Source organism: Vibrio sp. 99-70-13A1 (assembly GCF_013114625.1).
Classification (GTDB): Bacteria; Pseudomonadota; Gammaproteobacteria; order Enterobacterales; family Vibrionaceae; genus Vibrio.
In genome coordinates, this window is the sequence record NZ_VTXD01000003.1 from 167603 (window position 1) to 190808 (window position 23206).

The window sequence follows — 23206 nt, forward strand, 5'->3', positions numbered from 1 at the left end:
AAGCCCGATTACTGAAATAAAGATCAAATTGATAAGAAACCAAAAAAAGATCCCATACATAAACACTAGGTTGCCAGACTCAAATACAGCCTAAATGTCACAAGGAAAGAATGATGACTCAAGTACATACGACTCAGACAGCAAGCACTCAAGCAGAAAATGCGTTGTACATTGCAGGTGAATGGCAATCAGGTATTAGTACCGTTGCAAATATCAACCCTTCAGATATTTCTGAAAACCTTGGTCAATTTGCTCAAGCAAGTACAGAGCAAGTTCAACAGGCGATTTCAGCGGCAAAACATGCTCAACCTGAGTGGGAAAAAACACCGATCGAACGTAAGCAAGCGGTACTTCAAGCTATCGGTGATGAACTGATCGCCCGTTGTGATGAGCTAGGTACGCTGCTTTCTCGTGAAGAAGGCAAACCTTTTGCTGAAGGCCGTGGTGAAATTTATCGCGCGGGTCAATTCTTCCAATATTTTGCTGCTGAAGTACTTCGTCAAATTGGTGATAACGCTGCTTCCGTCCGTCCAGGGGTCTCCGTTGAAGTGACTCGTGAAGCTGTGGGCGTTATCGCCATTATCTCTCCTTGGAATTTCCCAACGGCTACGGCGGCTTGGAAAATTGCACCAGCATTAGCGTTTGGTAACAGCGTTATCTGGAAACCTGCGAACTTAACACCGGCGAGTGCCGTTGCGCTGACTGAAATCATCCACCGACAAGGCATCCCTGCTGGCACATTTAACCTAGTGCTAGGTAGCGGCTCTCAGGTCGGTGATGCGCTTATCCATTCTAAAGATATTAACGGCGTTAGCTTTACAGGTTCTGTTGATACTGGTCGTAAAGTTGCAGCGGCGACGGCGCCTAACTTTGTTCGTTGCCAGTTGGAAATGGGCAGCAAAAATGCGCTGGTTATTGCCGACGATGCCGATATTCAAACTGCTGTTGAAGCGACTATTGCGGGTTCATTCTCTGGTGCGGGTCAAAAATGTACAGCGTCTTCTCGTTTAGTGGTGATGGATGGTATTCATGATCAATATGTCGATGCTCTGATTAAACGCATGAGTGAGCTAAAAGTGGGCCACGCTCTACAAGACGGCGTATTTATGGGACCTGTGGTTGACGGTAAGCAGTTGGAGTCGAACTTCAATTGGATAGAAAAAGCGCGCCAAAGCGGAGGCGAATTAGCATTCGGTGGTGAACGTTTAAGCCTAGAGCATGAAGGCTTCTATATGTCTCCAACCCTATTCTTAAATACCCAAAACAGTTGGGAAGTAAACCAAGAAGAAGTCTTTGCACCAATGGCAAGCGTGATTCGTGTTGCTGATTTGGAAGAAGCTATTGCAACAACAAACGATACTCGCTTTGGCCTTACTGGCGGCATCATCACTCAAAGCTTGCGCACTAGTGCCATGTTTAAACAACAGGCTCAAACGGGTTGTGTCATGGTCAACTTACCTACCGCGGGTACTGATTATCACGTTCCATTTGGCGGACGAAAAGAGTCTAGCTTTGGTCCTCGTGAGCAAGGTCAGTATGCGAAAGAGTTCTACACCGTGGTTAAAACCGCTTATCAACGTCCGTACTAATTGAGGTCGGTGGTGCGTCATTAATACGCACTACCTCCACAACATATTAAGACGGTTTATTAAGGAGTGGTTATGTACCAGCAACGGATTGTTATAGATGGATTGCAGTATTGCAATTGGGATAGAGAATATTTTCAAACCCTAAAAGCCAGTGGGATTACTGCGGTACATGCCACTATGGTGTATCACGAAACGGCTCGTGAAACGCTGACTCGCTTTGCTGAATGGAACCTAAGGTTTGAACAAAATGCTGACCTGATTATGCCAATCCACTCTATGGCAGATGTCGAAATAGCAAAAGCGACGGGCAAAGTAGGGATCTTCCTTGGCGCGCAAAACTGTTCACCGATTGATGATGAAATTGGTTTGATCGAAGTGATGCGTAAGCAAGGGCTGTTGATCATGCAATTGACTTATAACAACCAAAGCTTATTAGCGACTGGCTGTTATGAGCAAAATGATACGGGTATTACGCGCTTTGGTAAGCAAGCCATCGAAGAGATGAACCGTGTAGGCATGATCATCGATATGTCTCATAGTGCTGAGCGTTCAACTCTAGAAGCCATTGATATGTCTTCTCGCCCAATTTGCATTAGCCACGCCAATCCCACTTTTGCTCATGATGCTCTTCGTAATAAATCGAATGAAGTGATCAAAGCCTTAACGGCTCGCGATGGCTTAATCGGTTTCAGCTTATACCCATTCCATTTACCTAATGGTAGCCAATGTACCCTTGAAGACTTTTGCCAAATGGTGGCGACTACCGCAGACCTTGTCGGTGTTGAACATTTAGGGATTGGTAGTGATTTATGCCTAAACCAACCTCAAGCCGTACTTGAGTGGATGCGTAATGGTCGCTGGTCAAAAGCGATGGACTATGGGGAAGGATCGGCAAATAACTCTGGTTGGCCTGATGCTTTACCTTGGTTTTGTGGAAGTGCGGGTATGGAGAATATTTACAACGGATTAATACGTCACGGATTCAGTGAATCTGAGGCGGGACAAGTACTGGGTGAAAACTGGTTTAACTTTCTTAAACAAGGGCTCAAACCTCTTTAAACAGGGCTAAAGCTTATTAACTCAAGCTAAGGCTTATTAATCAAAGCTAAAGCACATGAAACAAAGGCATAAACCTCCTTAACTAAAGGCAAACCATTTAACAAGGCAGTTTTAGTGTCATAGACCTCTAGTGAAATGGTGAGTATTTAGTGAAATTAAGGCGAATGCTTGTTTAAAAAGTCACCCGAACATGGACCTCCTGCTCAACAAAAAAATAATAGGGCAGGTGTTAAACACAACCTTTTGTAGCCATTGTTAATGGCGCTGCAAAGAAACCTCTGGAGTCAGAGTATGTCTGATTTAACCAATAGCGTGAAAGCTTCAAATGTAGCAAATGCAAATCTATCTTCGGCAAACCGTTCTGCTTCAGGTAAGGCGAGCCAGCCTGAATCAACATCCGATAAACTGGGGTTAAGTAACCCTGCCTTATGGTACAGCGGCGGATTCATCGCTCTGTTTGTTGCCCTCGCTTTATTTGATGGGGAGCTGTTATCAAGCCTAGTAAATTCGGGGTTTGGATGGTCAGTTAAAGTGTTTGGTCCTTATTGGCAAATACTTCTTCTGTTGACATTTCTGATCGGTATTGGCTTGGCAGCAGGACGAACCGGTAAGGTTATTCTAGGGGGAATCGCAAAGCCTGAAATGGATGGGTTCCGTTGGATGGCGATTATCTTTTGTACGCTTCTAGCTGGTGGCGGTGTGTTCTGGGCAGCGGCTGAGCCTATCGCGCACTATGTTAGTCCTCCTCCATTGTATGGCGCGCAAGAAAATACCCAGCAAGGTGCAGTTAACGCTTTATCTCAATCTTTTATGCACTGGGGCTTTTTAGCGTGGGCAATTGTAGGCAGCTTAACGTCTATTGTGGTCATGCATTTACATTACGATAAAGGTTTACCTCTTAAACCTCGAATCTTGCTTTATCCAGTACTTGGCGAGCGAGCATTGAAAGGTCATACCGGCGCTTTAATTGATGCATGTTGTATTGTCGCGGTAGCGGCCGGCACGATTGGTCCTATTGGGTTTCTTGGCTTACAAGTCAGCTATGCGTTGAACGCTTTGTTTGATATTCCAGACGGCTTCACAACTCAGCTCATCATCATTCTTTTTGCGATTGCACTTTATACATTGTCAGCTTTGAGTGGCTTGAATCGCGGCATGCAAATGTTGAGTCGTTATAACGTTATCCTTGCGATGGCATTGATGATTTACATTCTGATTTTTGGTCCAACTAACTTCATCTTCAATGGTTACATTCAAGGTGTAGGCAGCATGATTGATAATTTCATTCCAATGGCAACTTACCGTGGTGATGAAGGCTGGTTAAGCTGGTGGACGGTGTTCTTCTGGGGCTGGTTCCTAGGTTACGGCCCGATGATGGCTATCTTTATCGCTCGTATTTCTCGTGGGCGTAGCATTCGCCAATTGGTCAGCACCATCAGCATTATTGCTCCATTAGTTACCTGTTTTTGGTTCACGATTGTTGGCGGTACGGGTCTTGCGTTTGAAATTGCAGAACCAGGCACAGTAAGTAAAGCATTCGAAGGGTTTAACTTACCTGGAGCATTACTGGCAGTGACACAGCAACTCCCTATGCCGATGCTGATTTCAATCTTGTTCTTGATTTTGACCACAATCTTCATTGTGACAACCGGTGACTCGATGACCTACACCATCAGTGTAGTAATCAGTGGTGAAACTGAGCCAAATGCTGTTATTCGAGTGTTCTGGGGTGTGATGATGGGGGTAACGGCATTAATCCTTATCTCCCTTGGCTCTGGCGGTATTTCTGCCCTGCAATCATTCATTGTGATAACCGCAGTTCCGGTTTCATTAATCTTGCTCCCTTCTCTTTGGAATGCACCACAAATAGCAATGAAGATGGCAAAAGAGCAAGGGCTATAAACGAATAGCTATATAAATAAGTAGCTATATCAACAAGTAGCTATATGAAAAATAGCGATAAACGAACAGCTATAAGCCGATAGATCAGAGCTGCAAATAAGCAGCCAATGCAGGAGGCGGGATCGTCCGCCTCCAATGAAATCCAATAACGAGCAATACTCTATAACTATAAAGGTGGTGAGCAAAATGGATGCACATCGTTCTACTTACACTGAAGCACAACTGCGCAATGCAGACATCGTCATGGCACCTGAAAGGCTTGGTGCAATGCACCAAAACCGAATCAGTTTCGTGAGAACTCTGATTCGAAAAATGGCGCAACAGCAATGGAAAGTCACAAAGCATGAATGGCAGCTATGCCCACGCGGTTTTGGCCACGTTATCTACAAATTAGCGACCCCTAACCATGTTTATCATTTAGTCGTATTTTGTGATGAGATTGCCGACGATGAACGCAATGATCGTGTAATTGCTGAAAAGTGGGACGTAACTTTTGCCTTAGTCTATGGTGATGTTGATGTGAGCTTGCTGGAACAACTGCGAGCGAATGTACCGCTTCAAGAAGCGGGGCGTAATCCAAACAATGTTTTGGTGCTGGCGCGTGCAAACAAGAGTGTTCGTGTGTTTGAACATATTGTTAGTCATTTAGCGAAAGGTGTTCAACCCACTACTGATGAACTTGCTGAAGTTGGGTATATTCTCCGCACAACCGCTGTATATGGTAATGGCAAGTTCGGTATTGCTGATTTTAAGATTTTAGAAAATAACCCAGATTTCAATCAGTCGTTTAGTGCTCAAATGTGCGCGGTGTATATGCTTCGTGAATTCAGTTTAGATTGGGTTCACTACTTGGCTGAGCAACAAGGTGGTGAGGCTGCCATTCCACTTCACCGAGGCTTACAGCGATATCTTGGTGTTGGTAATGCGACGGGCCTTGGCATGGCGCCTTATCTGATTAATCACCCAAGTGTTGTTGACCAATGGATGACGACGCGTGAAACCGCTTTAGCTGCTGTGCTTGCCTGTGAAAGCGAACCTGCACTGTATGATTCCTTGCAGTCATTGATTCAAAAAGGCATCAGCCATTTAGAGCAAGTCATCACCATCAATGAACACCAAAAAGAGCTGAACGCGATAGCGGTGCACGATTTAAAACAGTTGAATAGCAAATTTGATTCTTTCATGTCTACAAATATTGAATCTAGCCCTACTTCTAATCCGAATCAAAACCAAAGCTATCGTTCAACTTGGAATGATCTTGTTAATAAAACACAGCATATGAGTTTGGAAGCCCAAGAAATCCTGCTCTCGTGCTTGATGGAATTGTACCCAGAATTAGTGGACGCCCATCAAGATAATATGAACTGTGATGAAACCTTGTTTCTACCAAGCGGCAAGAAAATTCAAGATCTACTTGTGACCTTAGAAGAGAATTACGGTTGGGCAATCAATACTGATTTTACTAAGCCTGATAATAACTACTGGTTTTGGTATCGGTCACAAGATAAAGAAGAACCAAGGTTAGGAGTACGCGGCGAAGAGCCAGGTGAAGAGCGCGAGCTACCATTAGATATTGGTCGCCAAGCTTATCGTTTGTACCATGCTTTACAGGAACATGCGCCTGAATTGTCACTTGCTGAGTTTCTAATACAGAGACCTAAATATCGTGCGATTGCACGCCGAGTTTGGACATTAGGTCATAAAGCGATGGGCGATATTCAAATGAATGTGTTGCACCAGTCATCTCTACCTATGCATTTGCTACGCTGCAAATTAGCGGTATTTGGTGCCACGAAATTTGATCCAAGATCGGACCGCTGGGTTCGCGTGACCTTCTTCCAAGGAGCACCATTACTGGATGAAATCAGCGAAGGTGAGTGGTTATTCCCATTGCTTCCGAGCAAGTTGGAATTAGGTCAACAACAACAGCATCAACAACACCAAGGTATCGTACCGGGGGAAGAGTTATGATCGTTTCTCACAATGAATTGGTGGCTGCGGTAAACAAAGCCTTTTTAGGTATGCGCCGCTCATGCGGTGAAGCCGATGTTATCGCCGGTATGGTAGCTGATCTACAAATGGTGGGGTTGGACGGTGTTCGCCATTTTAATAATGCGAGTGACTTTATGGGGTTGGAAGACGATTGCCCTGTCGATATTTCTGTCACCTCAGACAATACCATTGAAGTCGATTTACACAAATGCAGCTTAGCGTGCCACTTGCCTGTAATAATGGACTACGCCATCGAAAAAATGATTGGCGTTAAAGCATTAAAAATTGAGCTAAATAACTGTCATAACCGTTGGTTGGCTTACAGTGAATTAGTGAAGTTAGCAGCAAAAGGGATAGCATGCACTGCGAGGTGGGATAACGGGACAAGCCCGAAACGCACTTTGTATGTCTTGAACCGGGGCTGTGTGGCACCTGAACTGTTTCTATCTGATTTGCTGATGGAGTCAGAAGAGAATCTACATAATATGACGATTGAATTATCGGTCCATGATTTTGATGTGGTGCATTTATCACAAGGCTACACGACTCATATTGAGTCTCATAAGCTGGCTGAAAAACAGAAAAAAGCGTGGAATGAAGGGATTTATATTGATGACTCGCAGTGGAGTACATTGAAAGAAACCGCGACGGCTATCTTAGTGGAAAGCAGCCAGCGATCTGTTCAAGGTGCTGGTGAGCTGTTCACCGCTGAATCCTAGCCTGAGCAATGAAATTATAGCCAGAACGCTTATGAGAGCTTAGTTTCCCCTTAGCTAGGCTCTCACTTTGTGATTTAGAGAGTGTTCGTCACTCTCTTTTTTTATTTTAATACTTTCACTTCCTACTTACTTCGCTTTGTTATTTAAGGATGCATTAAAGACAGCAAATGTTCAGAGGCAGTTTTTGGATCTTCTGCGTGGCAGATGGCTGAAACCAATGCCAAACCATGGACGCCCGTTTGTGAGAGTTGCGGGATGTTGGATTCATTAATCCCCCCAATGCCAACAATCGGTAATTGCGTCGCTTTGAGCGCCATTTCTAACCCTTCAATTCCCCAGTGTTTCTTGGTGTTGGTCTTGGTTGGTGTAGAGAATATCGCACTTAACCCAATGTAGTCGATTGGCAAAGAATTGGACTCTTCTAACTGCTGTTCATTTTCAATAGACAGGCCAAGTATCTTATTTGGTCCAATTAACTGGCGCGCAAAATTTGCTGGCATATCGGATTGACCAAGGTGCACACCATCAGCATCAACGGCAAGTGCCACATCAACACGGTCATTAATGATTAACGGTACATCAGTACCCGCTAAAATTTCTTTAACCGCTTGAGCCCGTTCAATAAAGGCGCGCACATCACCATGCTTTTCACGAATTTGTACCATAGTGACACCGCCTTGCACTGCTTGTTCAACAACAAACCTTAAGGTATCGAGATCTTGTTGGTCATCAGTAACCAGATAAAGTGTGTAAGGGTTCATAGGGACCTTCAAATCAAAGTTCTGAGAGATTTATTTTCTGAGAGAGGTATTAGCCCTTCCTCTTTCTAATCTAAGGAGTAGGGCTATATGATTAAGTGCTTTTTTTGATGATTAATTTTGTATTCTAAGACGCTGTAGCAATGTTGCTTCATCAAGTTGATAAAGCTCATCAAGTAAATTCATTTGTAGGCTGCCTGGACCGCGAGATTGCTCTGCTGCGATTTCTCCCACGACTCCAAGAATTGCCGCCGCTGCTAGCCCAGTATCATCACCCACCGCGGCGAATGCGCCAGTTAGTGCTGTTAAAGTACAACCCATACCTGTCACGTAGGGCATCATTTCATGCCCATTGTTTAGTTTTACGATTTGGTCTTGGGTGACGACATAATCCGTCTCGCCAGAAATCACTACGTTAGCACCGTATTCTGAAACCAAACATTGTGCAGCTCCTAATGCGGCATCACTGCTATCTAAGGAATCTACCCCTTTGCTTTGTGCTTGTTCGCCAGCAAGTGCAATGATTTCAGAGGCATTACCTCGAATAATGAGTTTATTCGCTAAGCGAGCGATAGTTCGTGCGGTTTCGGTGCGAAGTGTGCTTGCGCCGCAGCCAACTGGGTCGAGAACCACAGGTTTGTTGTGTGCGTTTGCTTGCTCCACGGCGTAGCTCATGCGAGGGGTCCATACACTGTCTAGCGTACCAATGTTGATCACTAGCGCACCTGAGAACGACATCATTTCTGCCATTTCTTGAGTGGAGTGCGCCATGATTGGAGACGCCCCAATCGCCAGTAAGGCATTCGCGGTATTGTTCATTACTACGTAGTTCGTAATATTGACGACCAGTGGCTTTTGCTCTCGAACAGCACTAAGTGCTTGAGTGATTTTTTCGATTAACACGGCTAGTTCCTTGTTTATGAATGGCTTGACTGAAGATGCTCGGATTGAGACTGAGACTGAGACTGGAGAGGGTTAGCTAGGCTGTTAATCGTGCTCAGTATATTGAGCCCTTGCTGCCAAAAAGCCACTTCCATGCGAGTTGCGGTTTTAAATATATGAACGATGTTTTGGCCACGTTCGCTATTAATATCAATATCCGCGAGAAGCTGGTTGAAGTATTCAGCGCCAGTTGCTACTCCTGATTGGAATTCTTCACCGCCGTAAAGGTTTATCCAACTTGCGTATGGGTTACCTTCCTGCACCGTGGTATCACTTTCGATTAATGCTTTGCCAATCACCGCATAGCCGATTGAACAAGGCGCTAAAGCCGCGTAAAGGTCAACCAAGTCTCCCGTCATTCCCGCGTCTAATACATAGCGGGTATAAGCAACGGTGCCGAAATCCTCAGGTTCATTTTCAAGATCACTTTCGGTTAAACCCCATTGCTCGCAGTAAGTCACATGATGGGCAATTTCAGAATCCAACAAAGCATGGACGCTAGGTAAAGCTCGGCGCATATCAGCCAATGTTTTTGCCTTATAAATAGCTAGGGCATAAGCACGCGCATATTGCTTAAGGAACAAGAAATCTTGTTTGAGGTAATGCAAAAAACAAGGTTGCTCTAGGGTGCCTTGCGCTAACTGAGTAACGAATGAATGCTCGGTATAGTCTTGCCAATCTTGTTCGCAAGCTTGAATTAAATCTTGGTATTTCATGGTGCTTTCCTAATCGAAGTAAGCACCGAGAGCCAGTTCTCGGTACTTATCCAGAATGATTTTATGAGTTCGGCTTAAATTATTGAGATCAGCTTAGTTAAACGTTGGTACGTAGTTTGACGCTTTAGGTAAAGATTTGATGATGCCTTTGTCATACATGAACTGTGCGTAGTCATCGTAACGTTTAAGATCGACTGCCGAGGGGCGTAGAGCGAAGCGAGTAAGTGTGTCGTTCCAAGCGCGCTTATTCAGTTCGTTGTTCAGTGTGTCTGGCGAGTAAGCCACAAACTCTTTCCACGATTCTTGAGGGTGGTTGACAATGTAAGTGGTCGCTTGTTCTAGCGCTTTGTTGAATGCTCGAATCGCTTTTGCATCATGCTTATCGGCATTCGCAACAAAAACTAATTCATCGTATGCAGGCACGCCGTGCTCTTCAGGGAAGAAGGCTTTAGCTTTAAACCCTTCTAGTGCTAATTGGTTGGTTTCGAAGTTACGTAACCCGCCCCAAATTGCATCAACTTTTCCAGAAGCAAGAGATGAAGACAGCGCCCAGCCAATATTGATTGTTTCAACATCTTCAAATGCGACATTTTCTTGAGCAAGCATAGTGCCGATCGTCGCTTCTTCATTGCCTGCTATCGCGATGCCAATCTTTTTACCTTTTAAGTCGGCTAATGAATCATTCTTGCCGTTATCTAGCACCATTAACGTATTGAGTGGTGTTGCGATCAGTGTAGAAGCGCGAACCAGTGGTAAGCCTGCTGCCACATCCATGGTTAAGCTTGGTTGGTAAGTGACCGCAAGATCAACGCGACCTGCTGCGACCAGTTTGGCTGGCGTACTTGGATCGGCGGGCTCTTGTATCTCAACTTCGATGCCTTGATCTTTAAAGTAACCACGTTCATGCGCAATAACGATTGGACCGTGGTTGGGGTTCACGAACCAATCAAGCATAAGTGTCATTGGCTTTTCAGCTGCTAACGCGTGACCTGAAGTAAGAGAAGTCAGCAGGGCAATAGCACTCATTAGCTTGGTCTTTAACGGCTTGTTTTTTAATAGCTTAGTCTTTAATAAACTGGTCTTTAATAGATTAGTACTTTTCACTTTGTCATTTCCTTTTGCATTATGGGTGTCTGTGAGACATGTTCTGAGTTTTTACTTTTAAGGTTGCTCGCAGCTTGGGCTTATTATTGGTTTTCCCAAGGTATTGCTTTTTTTAGTATTTTGTCGGTGATGAAATAAAGCGAGATGGATAGCACCGCCAGAATGAAAAGGGCGGCAAACATTTCATCAATGATCATTCGCGCGTTCGCTTGTAGCATTAAATATCCGAGCCCAGCACTAGAGCCGACCCACTCGCCTACGACTGCGCCAATTGGGGCAATGACAACGGCGACACGTATTCCAGAGGCTAATGTTGGCAATGCTGCTGGCAATTGAATATGTCGCAGTAATTGCCATTTTGATGCGCCCATTGTTTTAGCAAGATCTAAGTAGCCCGTTGGCGTGTTTCTTAATCCGTCATAACAACAAGTGGTGACAGGGAAGAAGATAATGATGGCTGCCATCACGACTTTAGATGCCATGCCATAGCCTAACCAAAGCATTAAAACTGGGGCGATAGCAAAAACAGGAATGGCTTGGCTGGCAATTAAAATAGGCAGTAACCAGCGTTTGAGCGGCTCAAACATCAACATTTGCAACGCGAAAAATAGCCCCATAGAAAGCCCAAGCAGTAAACCGAATATGATTTCTTGAGCGGTCACCCATGTGTGCTTGAGTAACACGTCATGCCTTTCAATAAGCTTTATCATGACTTCTAGCGGTGCTGGTAATATGAAGCTCGGCATGGCAAACACCGTTACCACGAGCTGCCATAAACCTAACACCACGGTGGCACTTATCAGCAAACGTACCGCAGGGTGGGTGCCTTGTTTTTGGTTAAGCTTTGTTTCAACTAGTTTTGTCTCAACTGACGTCGTATTTTGTAATGTGTGATTACCGGTTTGGTTACTCATAGTCACGCTCCAGCTGATTGAGGATCGCTTGTTGGAGTTGTGCGCACTCCGCATCTATCTCTCTAGGCGGGCAAGTTGAAGGCACAGAAAGAGGGTGAGCATTAGCAGGGGTGCCTTGCAATACATACAAGTTATTTGCTAAACGAACCGCTTCTTGGGGATCATGAGTAATCAGCACAACGGTTTTATCTTGAAGTAATTCACAGGCTAGTGTTTGCAGCTTGTGCCTAGTGACAGCATCAAGCGCAGAGAATGGTTCATCCATCAATACGACGGGTTTGTCTTGCATCAGCGTTCGAGCTAATGCAACGCGCTGGCGCATGCCCCCAGAAAGTTGAGCAGGTTTTGCATCTGCGTAGTCAGCCAGCCCTACTGCTTTTAAGAGTGTGAGAGCCTTTGCTTGAACATTGTTAGCTGAAGTAGCTCGCTTGGAATGAGAGCCGTTAGACTGAGTCATAAAACGTTCACTCAAACAGACGTTATCTATCACTGAAAGCCAAGGCAGAAGAAGGTCTTGCTGCGCCATGTAGGCGATACGACCCTGCAAAGGCAGGGTGTCTGAGGTAGACAGTGAGCCATTCCATTCGACTTTGTCTTCTAGCAAACCAGCTAAATAACGTAAGACGGTGGTTTTCCCGCAACCACTTCGACCAAGTAGTACCGTCCATTTCCCAGCTTCAAGGTGTAAATGCAGGTTAGCTAAGGTGTCCACAGCACTGTCGTGGTAGCGCAAGCTGGCGTTGCTTATTTCAATACCGACTTTTAACTGGCTTGTATGGTCTACGTGAACTGGTTTCTTTGGCTGACATTCAGGTGCTTCCTGTATGTCAGCAGTATTAGCGGACATCAGCATGCCCTGCATAGAAGTGGTTTACTGGTCCATGCCCTTGCCCAACCTGTAGTTTATCCGCGTGAGCAATCGCTTCAGATATGTATTGTTTACCTAAATTAACGGCTTGGCTTAATTCATTACCTTGGGCAAGAAAAGACGCAATAGCAGAAGAAAGAGTACAACCAGTACCATGCGTATTTTTGGTCGGGCAACGCTTTGCACTGATTAGAGATGAGCTACTAGGTAGTATGAGCAAATCATTACTGTTTTCGTCTTTCTCTAAATGCCCGCCTTTCAGTAACACTGCTTTTGCCCCTAATGCTCTTAACTCTTCAATCATGCCTTGCATGTCAGATTCGCTTTCAGGAACGGGCTTTCCTGTTAAAGCGGCACCTTCCGGTAGGTTCGGGGTGATAATATCCGCGAGTGGAATTAGCTCATTTTTCAATGTGCTGATAGCCGATTCTTTCAGCAGTAAATCACCGCTGGTCGCTACCATTACTGGGTCGATAACTAAATGTTTAGGTTGGTACTGCTTAATTTTTTCGGCAACAACTTTGATGATCTCAGAGTCTGCCAGCATGCCGACTTTGACTGCCACAATATTTAGATCGGTGAAAACAGCGTCTAACTGGCTTGCCACGTGTTCTAAGGGGATGGGGAAAATGGCAGATACGCCTTGAGTGTTTTGCGAAGTGATAGCTGTGATGACAGAGCAAGCGAAGCTGCCAGTTGCAGACATGGCTTTGATATCAGCTTGAATACCCGCGCCGCCGCCACTGTCTGAACCTGCGATGGTTAAAACGATCGGTGTCGTTAAATCTGAAATGGTATTTTTTGAAAGGTATTCTGAATGAAGCGATTGTATTGATGATGTCATGATGGCTCCTACTGTCGAAAAGACGCAGGAGAACAGGCATAGATCGATGAAAGGCGTGCAGTGAGAACAATGGGTGAAGACCCTATTGAAGTACTACGCAGATCAATGCTTATAGTTCCCTACGCCAGTGCTAACTGAATCAGGTTCAACGGGTCTCGAATTACGATCTCAGCAAATACAGATAACTGCATTTGCCCCCCGACTATTGAGCATAATCATAACAGTAGTGTTGCTGTGGGTGTACTTGTTTTAAAATTAATTGCTTCAGAAATAATTGCTTCAAAAATAATTAGTTTTAAAAATAACAATTGAGCGAACTTTATATTGAGTAAACTTTAAGATTCGTTGGTTTTAGTTTCAGGGTGTGCCACGAAAGGAACTTTTTTAATAAAGAGTTTCAAAGCCTGGTAATAGATACCAAACACAATTTTAAAGGTCATGGATGGAATGCTGAGTAAAGTATTCCATAAATCTCTTGGAGAAATAGGTCTTTTAGATAGGGCTAATGTCGCGTCGAAGACCTTGCGTTCTATATTTTGGTCATTGGGTTTATGATTTTCGATATGGACCAACGTGCTGTGGGCTGGTGGTTTAATCTGCCAGTGATACATCATATTAAGATCCATAAAAGGAGAGACATGAAAGTCTTTTTTTACTTTCATCTCTTTCGCCATATCAATCAAATAATAGTGCCTTTGACGCCAAGGCGTGTTACTAACCTCGGCCAGCATGTATTGGCAATCACCTTTTGAGTCGTAGCAAAAATAGCAATTGATTGGGCTAAAGTAGAGCCCTAAGCAGCGGCATTGCACTAGCATTGTTACTTTGTTTTCGGTATCCCAACTCCCACCTAATAGCTTTACTTTATCTGAGATTCGGTTCTTTAAATTACCGGGCTCGTTCCTAATGTAATCAGACTCCACAAATCGAATGGGATTAAACCATTTCAGCCCAAAAACAAGGCTGCGCGATGTGGTTTTAGCCAACTCATCAAGGTCGATACCCATCATGAACAGTTGATAGCTGAACTTATGGGTAATCTCACCGAAACGGCGGTGGCGGACATTGCCCCAATAAATGCCGCTGAACTCATCTTCGCTGCGTGCTGAGTTATCGCGTGCAGAACTAGAGTGTGTTGAGTTCGTTTTCATAAACCGAGACCAAAACGTTTAGTCACATCTAAAGCGCTGCGTACGCCGTCTTCATGAAAGCCGTTATACCAGTACGCTCCAGCAAAGTGGCAGCCATTTTTTCCACAAATTAGCTCGCGTTTATGCTGCGCGGCAACCGTTGTGGTATTTAGAACTGGGTGATGATAAACGTAGCTTCTGATGATTTTACTTGGGTCAATAGCTTCACTCTGGTTAAGCGTTACGCAGAAGGTGTCGTCGCTTTCAATGCCTTGCAGAATGTTCATGTTGTAAGTCACGCAGGCTGGTCGTTGGCTATTACCATCCAGCATGTAATTCCAACTTGCCCACGCTAATTTTCTATCAGGAAGTAAGCTAAGGTCAGTATGTAAAATTACTTCATTTCGACTGTAAGGTATCGCGCCTAATACTTCATTTTCTTGAGGTGTTGGTGCTTCAAGTAAGCTCAATGCTTGATCGGAATGACAGGCAAAAATGACATCATCAAAGCTTTGTCTTTCACCGTTTTCAAACTCAATGATGATTTCTGGGTTCGTGCTAGATTCATCACGAATCACTTTGTTGATCGAGGTGTTTGTCTGAACTGGTTTTTTTAATCGTGACAGAATGACATCGACATAAGAGCGGGACCCTTTTGGAATGACATACCATTGCGGGCGGTTAACAATGTCCAATAGACCGTGGTTATAGAAAAATTGGATAAAAAACTTAAGCTCAAACTGTTCCATTTCATTCAGGCTGGTTGACCAAATTGCAGCACCCATAGGTAAAATGTAGTGCTGGCTGAAAAAATCAGAGAAGCTATTGGATTTAAGAAAATCACCTAACGTGACATCTTCAGGGAAGTCATTCGCTTCATAAGCCTGCTTACATAGCTTATTAAATTTGATGATTTCTGAAATTAGTTTCCAAAATTTTGGTTTGAAAACATTGCGTCTTTGAGCAAATAGCGAGTTAATTCCGTGCCCGTTGTATTCAAACTTAGTTGTGGTGTTATGCACACTAAAGCTCATTTCTGTAGGCTGTCGCTCAACGCCTAATTGAATGAGTAATTGATTAAAATTTGGATAAGTTCGGTCATTAAAAACAATGAAGCCCGTGTCAATAGAGTAATCTTTGCCTTTATGCTCTATATCAACCGTCGCGGTGTGCCCGCCTACGTAGTCATTCTTTTCAAATACTGTTACGTCATGGTATTCATCTAATACATGGGCACAAGTTAACCCAGAAATTCCAGATCCAATAATAGCGATTCTTTTCATTTGCTAACCCATCCTTGTTGCAAGTTTTTGCCAGAGTGACGTTGGGAGAAATCGTAGGCATTTCATGATGAAAATAAACCTTCTCGGAAAGCTGATATCTGCCTTGCCTTGTTCAATGCCTTTTATGATTCTTTGAGTCGCTTGTTCGCTGCTTATCAGCATTGGCATTGAGAAAGTATTACGATCTGTGAGAGGGGTTTCAACAAACCCAGGGTGAACTAAAGTGACGTTAATATTGTGTGGAGCAAGCGTCACAGACAGTGTGTTACCTAAATAGCTTAGCCCCGCTTTTGATGCGCCATAAGCTTCTGCTCTTGGTAGGGGTAATAAGCTTGCACTAGAACTGACGAGTACCAAGCGACCACCCGGTTGAATGTGCTTAAGCCAGGTTTGTAGAGCATAACCAATGGATATTAGGTTAACGTTGATAATGCGCTCAAACATTTGAGCGTCAAAATTGAGTGGGTCGTCGATGTATTCACAGTCCCCAGCATTGAGAATCAGTAAATCAATAGGTTCTTGATTCTCAAGAGAAGGGTAGTTGTGATAGTCGGTAAGATCGAAGCATAAAGGCGTGATAGTCGCATGTGAAGGTAACTGCTCAATCAGCTTATTTAATTTAGGCTGGCTGCGGCCACAAGCAATCACTTCATGACCTTGATTGGCGTAGCTAACGGATAATGAGTGCCCAATCCCAGAAGTGGCACCTGTGATTAAAATACGCATTATTGGCTCGCTCTTTTCTTGATGGCTTTAACTGCAGATCCAAGTAATGGGATATGCTCATAAAGCATGGCGCCAACATCAAGGTAGTCTTGATGGAAAATGACCAAGTCATCTTGTTCTTTTAAGTGAGAGTGACCTTGAACAGTGATTGGGTTTTGACCATTCAACTGTTTATGAACAAAGGTCATTTTCCAATATACCGCGGCTTCGCCACTTTGTGATTCAAATGCATGCTCAATGATGAAATTACAGCTCGTCACTTTTGTGTATATTTGCTCAAAATAGTGAGTTAAAGCGGGTAGTCCATTAACGCGATGCATAGGGTCTTTGAACTCAATATCAGGATGATAAACTGATTTGAGTGAATCAAAGTCAGTCGTTCCAAGTTCTTGGTATACATCTAAAAAATTTTTTAGCCAAACCGAATTATCCATAATCAGCGTTCCAACCCTTGTTTATTCCTTTACTTAAAGAAAGCTAATGCTCTCAGTCTGGCTTGTTTATGCTCCACTATTGGTGCCCAATACTGGTCTTGATCTGGATGCTTTTTCAGATAGTCATGAGGAAAGTGAATATCTTTATCAGGCAGATCGGCAAGCTCTGGTAGATATCTACGAATGAAAATACCTTTTGGATCAAATCTTTCGCTCTGCGTGATTGGATTAAATATCCTAAAGTAAGGCTGAGCGTCACAACCAGTGCTGGCAGCCCATTGCCAGCCGCCATTGTTGGCGCTGAAATCACCATCGATGAGATGAGACATGAAGAAGTGTTCTCCCCATCGCCAGTCAATGAGTAAGTGCTTGGTTAGAAAGCTCGCAACAATCATTCTTAGGCGGTTATGCATCCATCCTGTCGTGGTAAGTTGTCTCATAGCAGCATCAACAATTGGGTAGCCAGTTTTACCTTCGCACCATGCTTTGAAGCTTTGGTGGTCTGGGTGCCACATTAAACCATCGTATTTGGTTTGGAAGTTATTTCCTTTAGCGAGCTGCGGGTAATGGAACAACAAGTGTTTGTAGAAGTCTCGCCAGATTAATTCATTGAGCCACGAAAATGCCGAATGTTGAGTGTCGAACAAAACGTCAGGGTTCTGCTGAATCAACTGTATTGCCAACCAGCGCGGACTAATTGCACCAATAGCAAGGTAAGGGGATAACCCGGATGTTCCTTTTATTGACGGAATGTCTCTATTACCGTGATAGCTAGAGACTTTATTTGCAAGAAAATCAGGAATGACATGTTCAATAATTTTTTCGCTTAGTGGCCAGCGATCTGATGATTGGCGAGGATAGTCTATATCCCAACGCGACTCTGAGTTTATATGCGAAGGGCTACTGGCTTCGTTTATTTCATGCGTATTTGCATTGTGTATTACTGGATTTGACCGAGACGATGGAGATGGGCTGCACTCGATACCTGTTTGCTGAACGCGCTTCAACCAAGCGTTTTTGAAAGGCGTGAATACCTTAAACATCTCACCTTGTTTATTGAGTACTTTTCCTAAAGGCACAATAGTGTCACTTTGAAAGATTTCTAAATGTAAGCCTTGCTCAATAACTTGTTTATCGCGGTTTACCTCATCGCATTCAGGTTCGGTATTGGCGAAGATGCGGCCGATATTATTGTCTGAGCAGAATGTTTTTAATTGCGTGATTTGATCTGCAAAATCGGTGGCGTTGATGTGGGTTAACGCTATGCCGAGTTCATGCAATTGTTCCGATAACTGCTGCAAATGGCGACACATCAAATCTGCTTTAATCGGTGCAAGATGATGTTGCTTCCATTGCAGAGGTGTCGAGATGAAAACAGCGCGTGTAGCGCCGTTTTCTATTGCTGCGACTAAGGCTGGGTTGTCATGAGTTCTTAGATCTCGCCTTATCCAAAGTATGTTGTTCAATAGCCGTATCTCAGTTTAAGTTCTTGAGGGTGCGGGTTAAGGTACACTTGCGTTTGTAAGTACTCGTTCGGGTATTCAATTAAATAGTGATTAATCAATGTCAGTGGAACAAGTAGCGGAATCAACCCTTCACGGAAGTCATTAATCTGGGTCGATAGCTCTTGCCTATGAACACTGGTCAGTTGCTTCTTGAAGTAGCCTTGTAGATGCTGCAAGGTATTCGCATGGCTTCCTCGGTTAGCATGATGAGATAAAGCTTCCATCAACCCTGTAATGTATTGTTTAGCCATGGTATCCACATCAAGCTCTGCATTCGCAAGCAGTTGCCCAAGCTTTTTATAGCCTTCAATATGATGGCTCATCACTAGATATTTGTGTGCACTGTGGAATTGGATGAGCTTATGTTTGGTGATGCCTTCATCAACCAAGTTCAACCACTTTGAATAGGTAAACACGCGAGTCATGAAGTTTTCTTTGAGAACCGGATCATTCAATCTTCCATTTTCTTCGACTGGAAGTAATGGGTTGCCATTCATGATTTGCTGGGTAAATAGACCAACACCAGTGGACTCTGAACCTCTACCGTGGTGGTGATACACTTTCACACGTTCCATCCCGCATGTCGGGCTTTTTTGACACACGATGAAACCGGCTAAGTGCTGGCTTTTTTCTGAATGCTTTTGGCCAAACTCGATAAGTTCTTGTGTCACATCTCCTGAACCATCAGGGCGAGAAACATGAATCACATTGTCCAAACCTCTTGTTTGGCGAATGGTTGGTCGAGGGGTAGGCAAACCAACACCCATTTCAGGGCATACTGGTTCTAGTTCTACATAATCCGCGAGATCTTCTGTACAAAAACGCGATTTCTTATGTCCTGTGTCAAAGCGTACTTTTTGCCCTGCCACGCACGCACTGATGCCTATTTTAATTTTCTTTTCCATTGCTTATCTCCCTCAAGCCAGTGTCTCTATTTTATTGTCGTTTTTATTGCTGCTCTTTTATTTTAGCTGGTACTTCGCTCGACACTTCATTTAGATAGAGTGCTTAATCATTAATAGATGTATTTACCTAGTGGGTTAAATAGCTGGCTAACCCCTTTAGTAAAATGAAGTGCATCGCTAGATACAGTTAAGCATACGCAACCTTCTTGTGTCACTGGGTTATGCGTGTGTTTGCCGTCTAACCACACAAAATCACCTGCCGAATAGTGCCCCATTTCATCATCAAAGCTGCCTTGCAACAGTAATGTAATTTCAAAGCCTTTGTGTGTGTGTGAAGGTACTTGACCTCCTTCAGCGATATGCAGCAAGCTGGCATGTCGTGGGCCATCTTCAAAGTCTAGTCGTGCCCGAGAAATTTTCCCTAGACCTAACCACTCTTTTCGTACAACTGAATGCAATGCTCTTGGCATAGTAAAAGACTGCCCAGCCACTTCGATTTCCATAGTTTCGGTGGGTGCTGCAGTTTGAGCTAAATCTGTATTGGCGGTGATTTGGCTGATCATGTCTAAATCCATAAGATTCAGCATGTCGTCATTCTTATCGCTCTCATCATTCTGAGTTTGTGCAAAAATAGCGTCAAAATTGATGGCTACATCTATATTGGTTTCATCAACATTATTGTTTTCATCATCATTGCTTTCAACATCGAGGCGATTTTCATTGTTCTCATCTGTCTCGATTGGCTCAAATAAAGCCTGCGCAGCTTGCTCTGTTAGTTGGGCAACGGTTGCTTGGCATTCGGCGCACATTTCTACGTGACTTGCGACAACCAGTGAAATCGAATCTGGAAGAGTTCCTGCAACAAATTCTTTAAGTACATTAAAGTTTGGGTGATGTTTAATCATGGCGTTGGTCTCCCATTTGTTGCTTTAATTTGGCAAGTGCTAAACGTAATCGAGACTTCACTGTACCCAATGGTACATCCAGCTGCTGTGCTAGTTGCTCTTGCGATAACTCTTGGAAGTACACACCTTTCACTATCGTTCTTTGGGCGGGAGGAAGAGTATCGATTTGGTTCATGATGTGGCGCGACATTAAGTGATCGGCAAAAGGAGACTCTTCCTCATTGCTTTCAGCTAATGCGGCATCAATTGGCCAAATATCGTCAGCCACATTTTGCTCGGCTTTTGATTTTATTTTTCTGAGCATATCGAATGCGGCATTTCGCATCACGGTATACACCCAAGTAGTAGCTGCACCTTTGTCTTCATTATAAAGGTGTGCTTTTTTCCAAATGTTGGTCATGGTTTCTTGAACTAATTCGTTGGCTGAAGCCTCATTGTTCAGTTTGGTCATACCGAAACGTTTAATCTTCGGTGCAAAAAACTTAAACAGTTGAGTAAAGGCTTGCTTGTCTCGCTTATTCGCAACGAGAACCAGCCAGCTTGAAAGCTCAGTAGGTACTTGCGATTCAGGGATGATGACGTGCTCCTTGTCTTTCCCAGTTGTGCTGATTGTATTTTCCATATTAAACCAACTATTAAGCGAATTTAGCGATCATTACGACGCTAGAACTAAAATAGATCACTTTTATTTTTAACTTATTTCGTCTTTTGTTGTGCTCCCTGTTACTACCTCGTTTAATAACGCTACTAATGATGGAAAACTGTTGGGTGAAAGAAAGGTTTCTTTTCTATCAAGTGAGATGGGTAGTATTTCAATAAGCCGAGAACAAACCCAGGCAGGGTCATCAAATTTAGTGTGAGAATACAAAGATTGAATGAGTTGATGTTCTTGAAATAGCTTCTCTAAAAAACCAGAAAGCCGTTGTGCTGGTTCACTATTATCAGGTTTAGACCAATGTTCTGTCGCCATTGCACTGCCTATTAATAAGCCATCTTCTTGGTAGCTAAAGTTAGATAATGTCACCAATTCAACGCCTTCGACATCCACTTCTAAAATATTGTCTTCTCCCATATCGAAGTCGACAATGGCCACTTTTATACCCCAAGTGCTGGTTTGAAAATCTTGTTGTTTATTGGATCGAGCAATCACAAACCCTTTTCCTTCAGCCGCCTTCGCTATCATGGATAAATATTTTTGTTCGAATATACGCAATCGCTGCCTACCTCCGGGCAACAAAAATATGGGTAGAGGAAATACAGCAAGGTTATGGTGAACTTGCTGCGTTGAGGCGGGAACTAAATTATTACTTACCATTGCCTGTTGTGTATTTTTTGAGGTTGATTCCTGCATATGCCACTCTTTTAAATAGGTACGCTTATTGGTTAGTACGCGCAGCAGGTAACACGCGATCAGTGCTGTGAGCTTTCTTTTGTTTTACAGTGTAAAGCTGAGAGGAACCATGCAAGGAAGAGGAAGCCATGATCAGTTGCAACCATTACGATTACATTGAAATTGTTTGCCTGTATAAATATGAAGTCTTACTGACGTTAAAGTCAGGTGAGAGTATCCAAGGTGTCGCTAATGACACGAAAAGAAATGAAAACAAGCAAGAATGTATTTTGATTAAACGAGAGACTGATTCAGTGTTAGTAGTATTAGATGAACTGGTCCGTTTAGAAGTGCTTACTCAGAACCCCAAGTTTAAGTTGGTGACATTTTAAAGCCTGCACTTTTTGCATTCTAAACGCCGTTAGTTTTATGGAAAGACAAAGTACGCCGTTGCTGAATTGAGACTATGCGTGTTTATGTGCGGTAAGGCTTTCTCTCAATATTGAAATAGGTAGAGTCGAGATAAGGATACTTTTGCTCAAGCAATCAAATGGAGAAAATGACCAAGATGAATCAATTACCTGATAATGCCGATATTCGCACACATTTAGAAGACGCCTATTTTGCTGATTCCTTCTACACCGATATTCAATACCAAGGCCAGTCAGCCATGGATGTTTATATGGATCTTATGAAAGCTACGCCGAAGTGGGTTTCAGTGTTAATGGCGCTGAGAAACAAAGTCGTTGGGCTATTCGGATTGAAAAATTTAGGCAATCTGACCGATGTTGATACAACAAAATTGGCGGCTGATTATCAGGTTGGCGATAAAATTGGTATTTTCTCTTTGTATTCAAAATCAGAGACTGAAGTAATTGTCGAAGACAGAGATAACCACCTTAACGTGAAACTCTCTTTTAAAATTGAACCGAATGGTAATACAGCGAAGGTTCACGCTACTTCTGTCGTCCATGTGAAAAATAAGCTGGGGCGAGTCTATATGTTTTTTGTAGGTCCTGTTCATAAAATCATCGTTCCAAGTTCTCTAAAACAGCTGCCTTATGCCATATTGTCTTAGGGAGATAAAGGTATGTCGCTAGGGTTTACTCATGCTTCATACCATTTCAATGTGAGTAATTGAGGAAGTGATCAATGGATTATCCTATCGAAGGTGCCTGCCAGTGTGGGCAAGTGACTTATCAACTAAAGGCTGAACCGAAAATGGTATTAGCTTGCCACTGCAAAGAGTGCCAGAAACTATCTACCAGCCCTTTTAGTGTGACAGCAGTTGTGGGGCAAGGTGACATTGAGTTTCAAGGTCAGTTAAAAGAGTGGAGCCGAATGTCAGATTCTGGCAATCGTAATAACGCCGCTTTTTGCCCTGATTGTGGTAATCGCGTTTATCACTATAATCCGGACGATCAAACCACCATTAAATTAAAATTGAAACCTGTCGGTTTTGATCAGGACACTATTTTCCAACCTGTGGCACATGTTTGGGTTTCTGAAAAATTGAGTTGGGTGGAGATTCCTGAAGGTGTGAAAGTCTTCGAAAAACAACCTTAACGATTAAAGTCTTTA

24 protein-coding genes and 1 riboswitch are annotated in these 23206 nt (G+C 43.5%); of the genes, 8 read left to right on the forward strand and 16 right to left on the reverse strand.

The window, feature by feature from the left end; translation table 11 throughout:
• Positions 1-110 precede the first annotated feature (110 nt).
• From F0226_RS04145 to F0226_RS04165, 5 genes are all read left to right on the forward strand, one after another.
• Positions 111-1589: an aldehyde dehydrogenase family protein gene (locus F0226_RS04145; RefSeq protein ID WP_171734456.1), complete on the forward strand. Its 1479-nt coding sequence runs from the start codon at positions 111-113 to the stop codon at positions 1587-1589.
• 72 nt (positions 1590-1661) lie between these two features.
• The gene (locus F0226_RS04150; protein ID WP_171734457.1) at positions 1662-2648 is read left to right on the forward strand and encodes a membrane dipeptidase; all 987 of its coding nucleotides are present in this window, start codon (positions 1662-1664) and stop codon (positions 2646-2648) included.
• Between the two features lie 291 nt (positions 2649-2939).
• The gene (locus F0226_RS04155) at positions 2940-4550 is read left to right on the forward strand and encodes a BCCT family transporter (RefSeq protein WP_171734458.1); all 1611 of its coding nucleotides are present in this window, start codon (positions 2940-2942) and stop codon (positions 4548-4550) included.
• 135 nt (positions 4551-4685) lie between these two features.
• Positions 4686-6521, forward strand: coding sequence for a hypothetical protein (locus tag F0226_RS04160; protein WP_171734459.1), 1836 nt, complete (start codon positions 4686-4688; stop codon positions 6519-6521).
• Entirely contained in the window at positions 6518-7261 is a 744-nt protein-coding gene (locus F0226_RS04165) for a DUF3726 domain-containing protein (protein ID WP_171734460.1), read from the forward strand. Before F0226_RS04160 ends, F0226_RS04165 begins: the two co-directional genes overlap by 4 nt.
• 143 nt (positions 7262-7404) lie before the next feature.
• Here the strand turns inward: F0226_RS04165 and thiE are convergent, their stop codons facing one another.
• The 16 genes from thiE to F0226_RS04245 form a co-directional block, all read right to left on the reverse strand.
• Positions 7405-8022, reverse strand: a complete 618-nt coding sequence (thiE, locus tag F0226_RS04170) for a thiamine phosphate synthase (RefSeq protein ID WP_171734461.1) — start codon at positions 8020-8022, stop codon at positions 7405-7407.
• 111 nt (positions 8023-8133) lie between these two features.
• A complete protein-coding gene (gene thiM / locus F0226_RS04175) occupies positions 8134-8922 on the reverse strand; it encodes a hydroxyethylthiazole kinase (RefSeq protein WP_171734462.1) in 789 nt (262 codons plus the stop codon).
• 14 nt (positions 8923-8936) lie between these two features.
• Positions 8937-9677, reverse strand: a complete 741-nt coding sequence (tenA, locus tag F0226_RS04180; protein ID WP_253820752.1) for a thiaminase II — start codon at positions 9675-9677, stop codon at positions 8937-8939.
• A gap of 93 nt (positions 9678-9770) precedes the next feature.
• On the reverse strand, positions 9771-10703 hold the full coding sequence (locus F0226_RS04185) for an ABC transporter substrate-binding protein (protein ID WP_171734463.1): 933 nt from the start codon (positions 10701-10703) through the stop codon (positions 9771-9773).
• Between the two features lie 161 nt (positions 10704-10864).
• Positions 10865-11695 (reverse strand): ABC transporter permease, encoded by an 831-nt coding sequence (locus F0226_RS04190; protein WP_171734464.1) that lies wholly within the window; start codon positions 11693-11695, stop codon positions 10865-10867.
• Positions 11688-12542, reverse strand: a complete 855-nt coding sequence (locus tag F0226_RS04195) for an ABC transporter ATP-binding protein (protein WP_171734465.1) — start codon at positions 12540-12542, stop codon at positions 11688-11690. The genes F0226_RS04190 and F0226_RS04195 overlap by 8 nt, the downstream gene beginning before the upstream one ends.
• Complete coding sequence (gene thiD / locus F0226_RS04200) at positions 12532-13407, reverse strand: bifunctional hydroxymethylpyrimidine kinase/phosphomethylpyrimidine kinase (protein WP_171734466.1); 876 nt, start codon at positions 13405-13407, stop codon at positions 12532-12534. Before thiD ends, F0226_RS04195 begins: the two co-directional genes overlap by 11 nt.
• Before the next feature lie 99 nt (positions 13408-13506).
• A riboswitch (TPP riboswitch) is annotated at positions 13507-13618 on the reverse strand.
• A 124-nt stretch (positions 13619-13742) separates the two neighbouring features.
• On the reverse strand, positions 13743-14558 hold the full coding sequence (locus F0226_RS04205; protein WP_171734467.1) for a DUF1365 domain-containing protein: 816 nt from the start codon (positions 14556-14558) through the stop codon (positions 13743-13745).
• Positions 14555-15820, reverse strand: coding sequence for an FAD-dependent oxidoreductase (locus F0226_RS04210; RefSeq protein WP_171734468.1), 1266 nt, complete (start codon positions 15818-15820; stop codon positions 14555-14557). Before F0226_RS04210 ends, F0226_RS04205 begins: the two co-directional genes overlap by 4 nt.
• A 3-nt stretch (positions 15821-15823) precedes the next feature.
• Positions 15824-16546, reverse strand: coding sequence for an SDR family NAD(P)-dependent oxidoreductase (locus F0226_RS04215; RefSeq protein ID WP_171734469.1), 723 nt, complete (start codon positions 16544-16546; stop codon positions 15824-15826).
• Positions 16546-16980 carry a nuclear transport factor 2 family protein gene (locus F0226_RS04220; protein WP_171734470.1) on the reverse strand — a complete coding sequence of 145 codons (435 nt, stop codon included), beginning with the start codon at positions 16978-16980 and terminating at the stop codon, positions 16546-16548. The genes F0226_RS04215 and F0226_RS04220 overlap by 1 nt, the downstream gene beginning before the upstream one ends.
• Positions 16981-17009: 29 nt before the next feature.
• Entirely contained in the window at positions 17010-18446 is a 1437-nt protein-coding gene (gene phrB / locus F0226_RS04225; protein ID WP_171734471.1) for a deoxyribodipyrimidine photo-lyase, read from the reverse strand.
• On the reverse strand, positions 18443-19390 hold the full coding sequence (locus F0226_RS04230; protein ID WP_171734472.1) for a DUF523 and DUF1722 domain-containing protein: 948 nt from the start codon (positions 19388-19390) through the stop codon (positions 18443-18445). Before F0226_RS04230 ends, phrB begins: the two co-directional genes overlap by 4 nt.
• 110 nt (positions 19391-19500) lie before the next feature.
• A complete protein-coding gene (locus F0226_RS04235; RefSeq protein ID WP_171734473.1) occupies positions 19501-20295 on the reverse strand; it encodes a ChrR family anti-sigma-E factor in 795 nt (264 codons plus the stop codon).
• Positions 20288-20917: a sigma-70 family RNA polymerase sigma factor gene (locus tag F0226_RS04240; protein WP_171734474.1), complete on the reverse strand. Its 630-nt coding sequence runs from the start codon at positions 20915-20917 to the stop codon at positions 20288-20290. The genes F0226_RS04235 and F0226_RS04240 overlap by 8 nt, the downstream gene beginning before the upstream one ends.
• 69 nt (positions 20918-20986) lie before the next feature.
• Entirely contained in the window at positions 20987-21646 is a 660-nt protein-coding gene (locus F0226_RS04245; RefSeq protein WP_171734475.1) for an LON peptidase substrate-binding domain-containing protein, read from the reverse strand.
• Positions 21647-21774: 128 nt separating this feature from the next.
• Between F0226_RS04245 and F0226_RS04250 the strand changes: the two genes are divergently transcribed.
• From F0226_RS04250 to F0226_RS04260, 3 genes are all read left to right on the forward strand, one after another.
• Positions 21775-22017 carry a Rho-binding antiterminator gene (locus F0226_RS04250; RefSeq protein WP_171734476.1) on the forward strand — a complete coding sequence of 81 codons (243 nt, stop codon included), beginning with the start codon at positions 21775-21777 and terminating at the stop codon, positions 22015-22017.
• Positions 22018-22193: 176 nt separating this feature from the next.
• The gene (locus F0226_RS04255) at positions 22194-22703 is read left to right on the forward strand and encodes a DUF2867 domain-containing protein (RefSeq protein ID WP_171734566.1); all 510 of its coding nucleotides are present in this window, start codon (positions 22194-22196) and stop codon (positions 22701-22703) included.
• A 74-nt stretch (positions 22704-22777) separates the two neighbouring features.
• Positions 22778-23191: a GFA family protein gene (locus tag F0226_RS04260; RefSeq protein WP_171734477.1), complete on the forward strand. Its 414-nt coding sequence runs from the start codon at positions 22778-22780 to the stop codon at positions 23189-23191.
• The last annotated feature ends 15 nt before the right edge of the window (positions 23192-23206 follow it).

What these genes read in the sequence shown, in the direction of transcription:
- F0226_RS04210 (WP_171734468.1), bottom strand. Translation starts at nt 15,820, where the DNA reads ATGAAAAGAATCGCTATTATTGGATCTGGAATTTCTGGGTTAACTTGT.
- F0226_RS04235 (WP_171734473.1), bottom strand. Translation starts at nt 20,295, where the DNA reads ATGATTAAACATCACCCAAACTTTAATGTACTTAAAGAATTTGTTGCA.
- F0226_RS04160 (WP_171734459.1), top strand. Translation starts at nt 4,686, where the DNA reads ATGAAATCCAATAACGAGCAATACTCTATAACTATAAAGGTGGTGAGC.
- F0226_RS04205 (WP_171734467.1), bottom strand. Translation starts at nt 14,558, where the DNA reads ATGAAAACGAACTCAACACACTCTAGTTCTGCACGCGATAACTCAGCA.
- F0226_RS04215 (WP_171734469.1), bottom strand. Translation starts at nt 16,546, where the DNA reads ATGCGTATTTTAATCACAGGTGCCACTTCTGGGATTGGGCACTCATTA.
- F0226_RS04145 (WP_171734456.1), top strand. Translation starts at nt 111, where the DNA reads ATGATGACTCAAGTACATACGACTCAGACAGCAAGCACTCAAGCAGAA.
- F0226_RS04150 (WP_171734457.1), top strand. Translation starts at nt 1,662, where the DNA reads ATGTACCAGCAACGGATTGTTATAGATGGATTGCAGTATTGCAATTGG.
- F0226_RS04250 (WP_171734476.1), top strand. Translation starts at nt 21,775, where the DNA reads ATGATCAGTTGCAACCATTACGATTACATTGAAATTGTTTGCCTGTAT.
- F0226_RS04260 (WP_171734477.1), top strand. Translation starts at nt 22,778, where the DNA reads ATGGATTATCCTATCGAAGGTGCCTGCCAGTGTGGGCAAGTGACTTAT.
- thiD (WP_171734466.1), bottom strand. Translation starts at nt 13,407, where the DNA reads ATGACATCATCAATACAATCGCTTCATTCAGAATACCTTTCAAAAAAT.
- F0226_RS04190 (WP_171734464.1), bottom strand. Translation starts at nt 11,695, where the DNA reads ATGAGTAACCAAACCGGTAATCACACATTACAAAATACGACGTCAGTT.
- F0226_RS04230 (WP_171734472.1), bottom strand. Translation starts at nt 19,390, where the DNA reads ATGGAAAAGAAAATTAAAATAGGCATCAGTGCGTGCGTGGCAGGGCAA.
- F0226_RS04240 (WP_171734474.1), bottom strand. Translation starts at nt 20,917, where the DNA reads ATGGAAAATACAATCAGCACAACTGGGAAAGACAAGGAGCACGTCATC.
- F0226_RS04220 (WP_171734470.1), bottom strand. Translation starts at nt 16,980, where the DNA reads ATGGATAATTCGGTTTGGCTAAAAAATTTTTTAGATGTATACCAAGAA.
- F0226_RS04165 (WP_171734460.1), top strand. Translation starts at nt 6,518, where the DNA reads ATGATCGTTTCTCACAATGAATTGGTGGCTGCGGTAAACAAAGCCTTT.
- F0226_RS04245 (WP_171734475.1), bottom strand. Translation starts at nt 21,646, where the DNA reads ATGCAGGAATCAACCTCAAAAAATACACAACAGGCAATGGTAAGTAAT.
- F0226_RS04155 (WP_171734458.1), top strand. Translation starts at nt 2,940, where the DNA reads ATGTCTGATTTAACCAATAGCGTGAAAGCTTCAAATGTAGCAAATGCA.
- thiE (WP_171734461.1), bottom strand. Translation starts at nt 8,022, where the DNA reads ATGAACCCTTACACACTTTATCTGGTTACTGATGACCAACAAGATCTC.
- F0226_RS04255 (WP_171734566.1), top strand. Translation starts at nt 22,194, where the DNA reads ATGAATCAATTACCTGATAATGCCGATATTCGCACACATTTAGAAGAC.
- tenA (WP_253820752.1), bottom strand. Translation starts at nt 9,677, where the DNA reads ATGAAATACCAAGATTTAATTCAAGCTTGCGAACAAGATTGGCAAGAC.
- F0226_RS04185 (WP_171734463.1), bottom strand. Translation starts at nt 10,703, where the DNA reads ATGAGTGCTATTGCCCTGCTGACTTCTCTTACTTCAGGTCACGCGTTA.
- F0226_RS04195 (WP_171734465.1), bottom strand. Translation starts at nt 12,542, where the DNA reads ATGTCCGCTAATACTGCTGACATACAGGAAGCACCTGAATGTCAGCCA.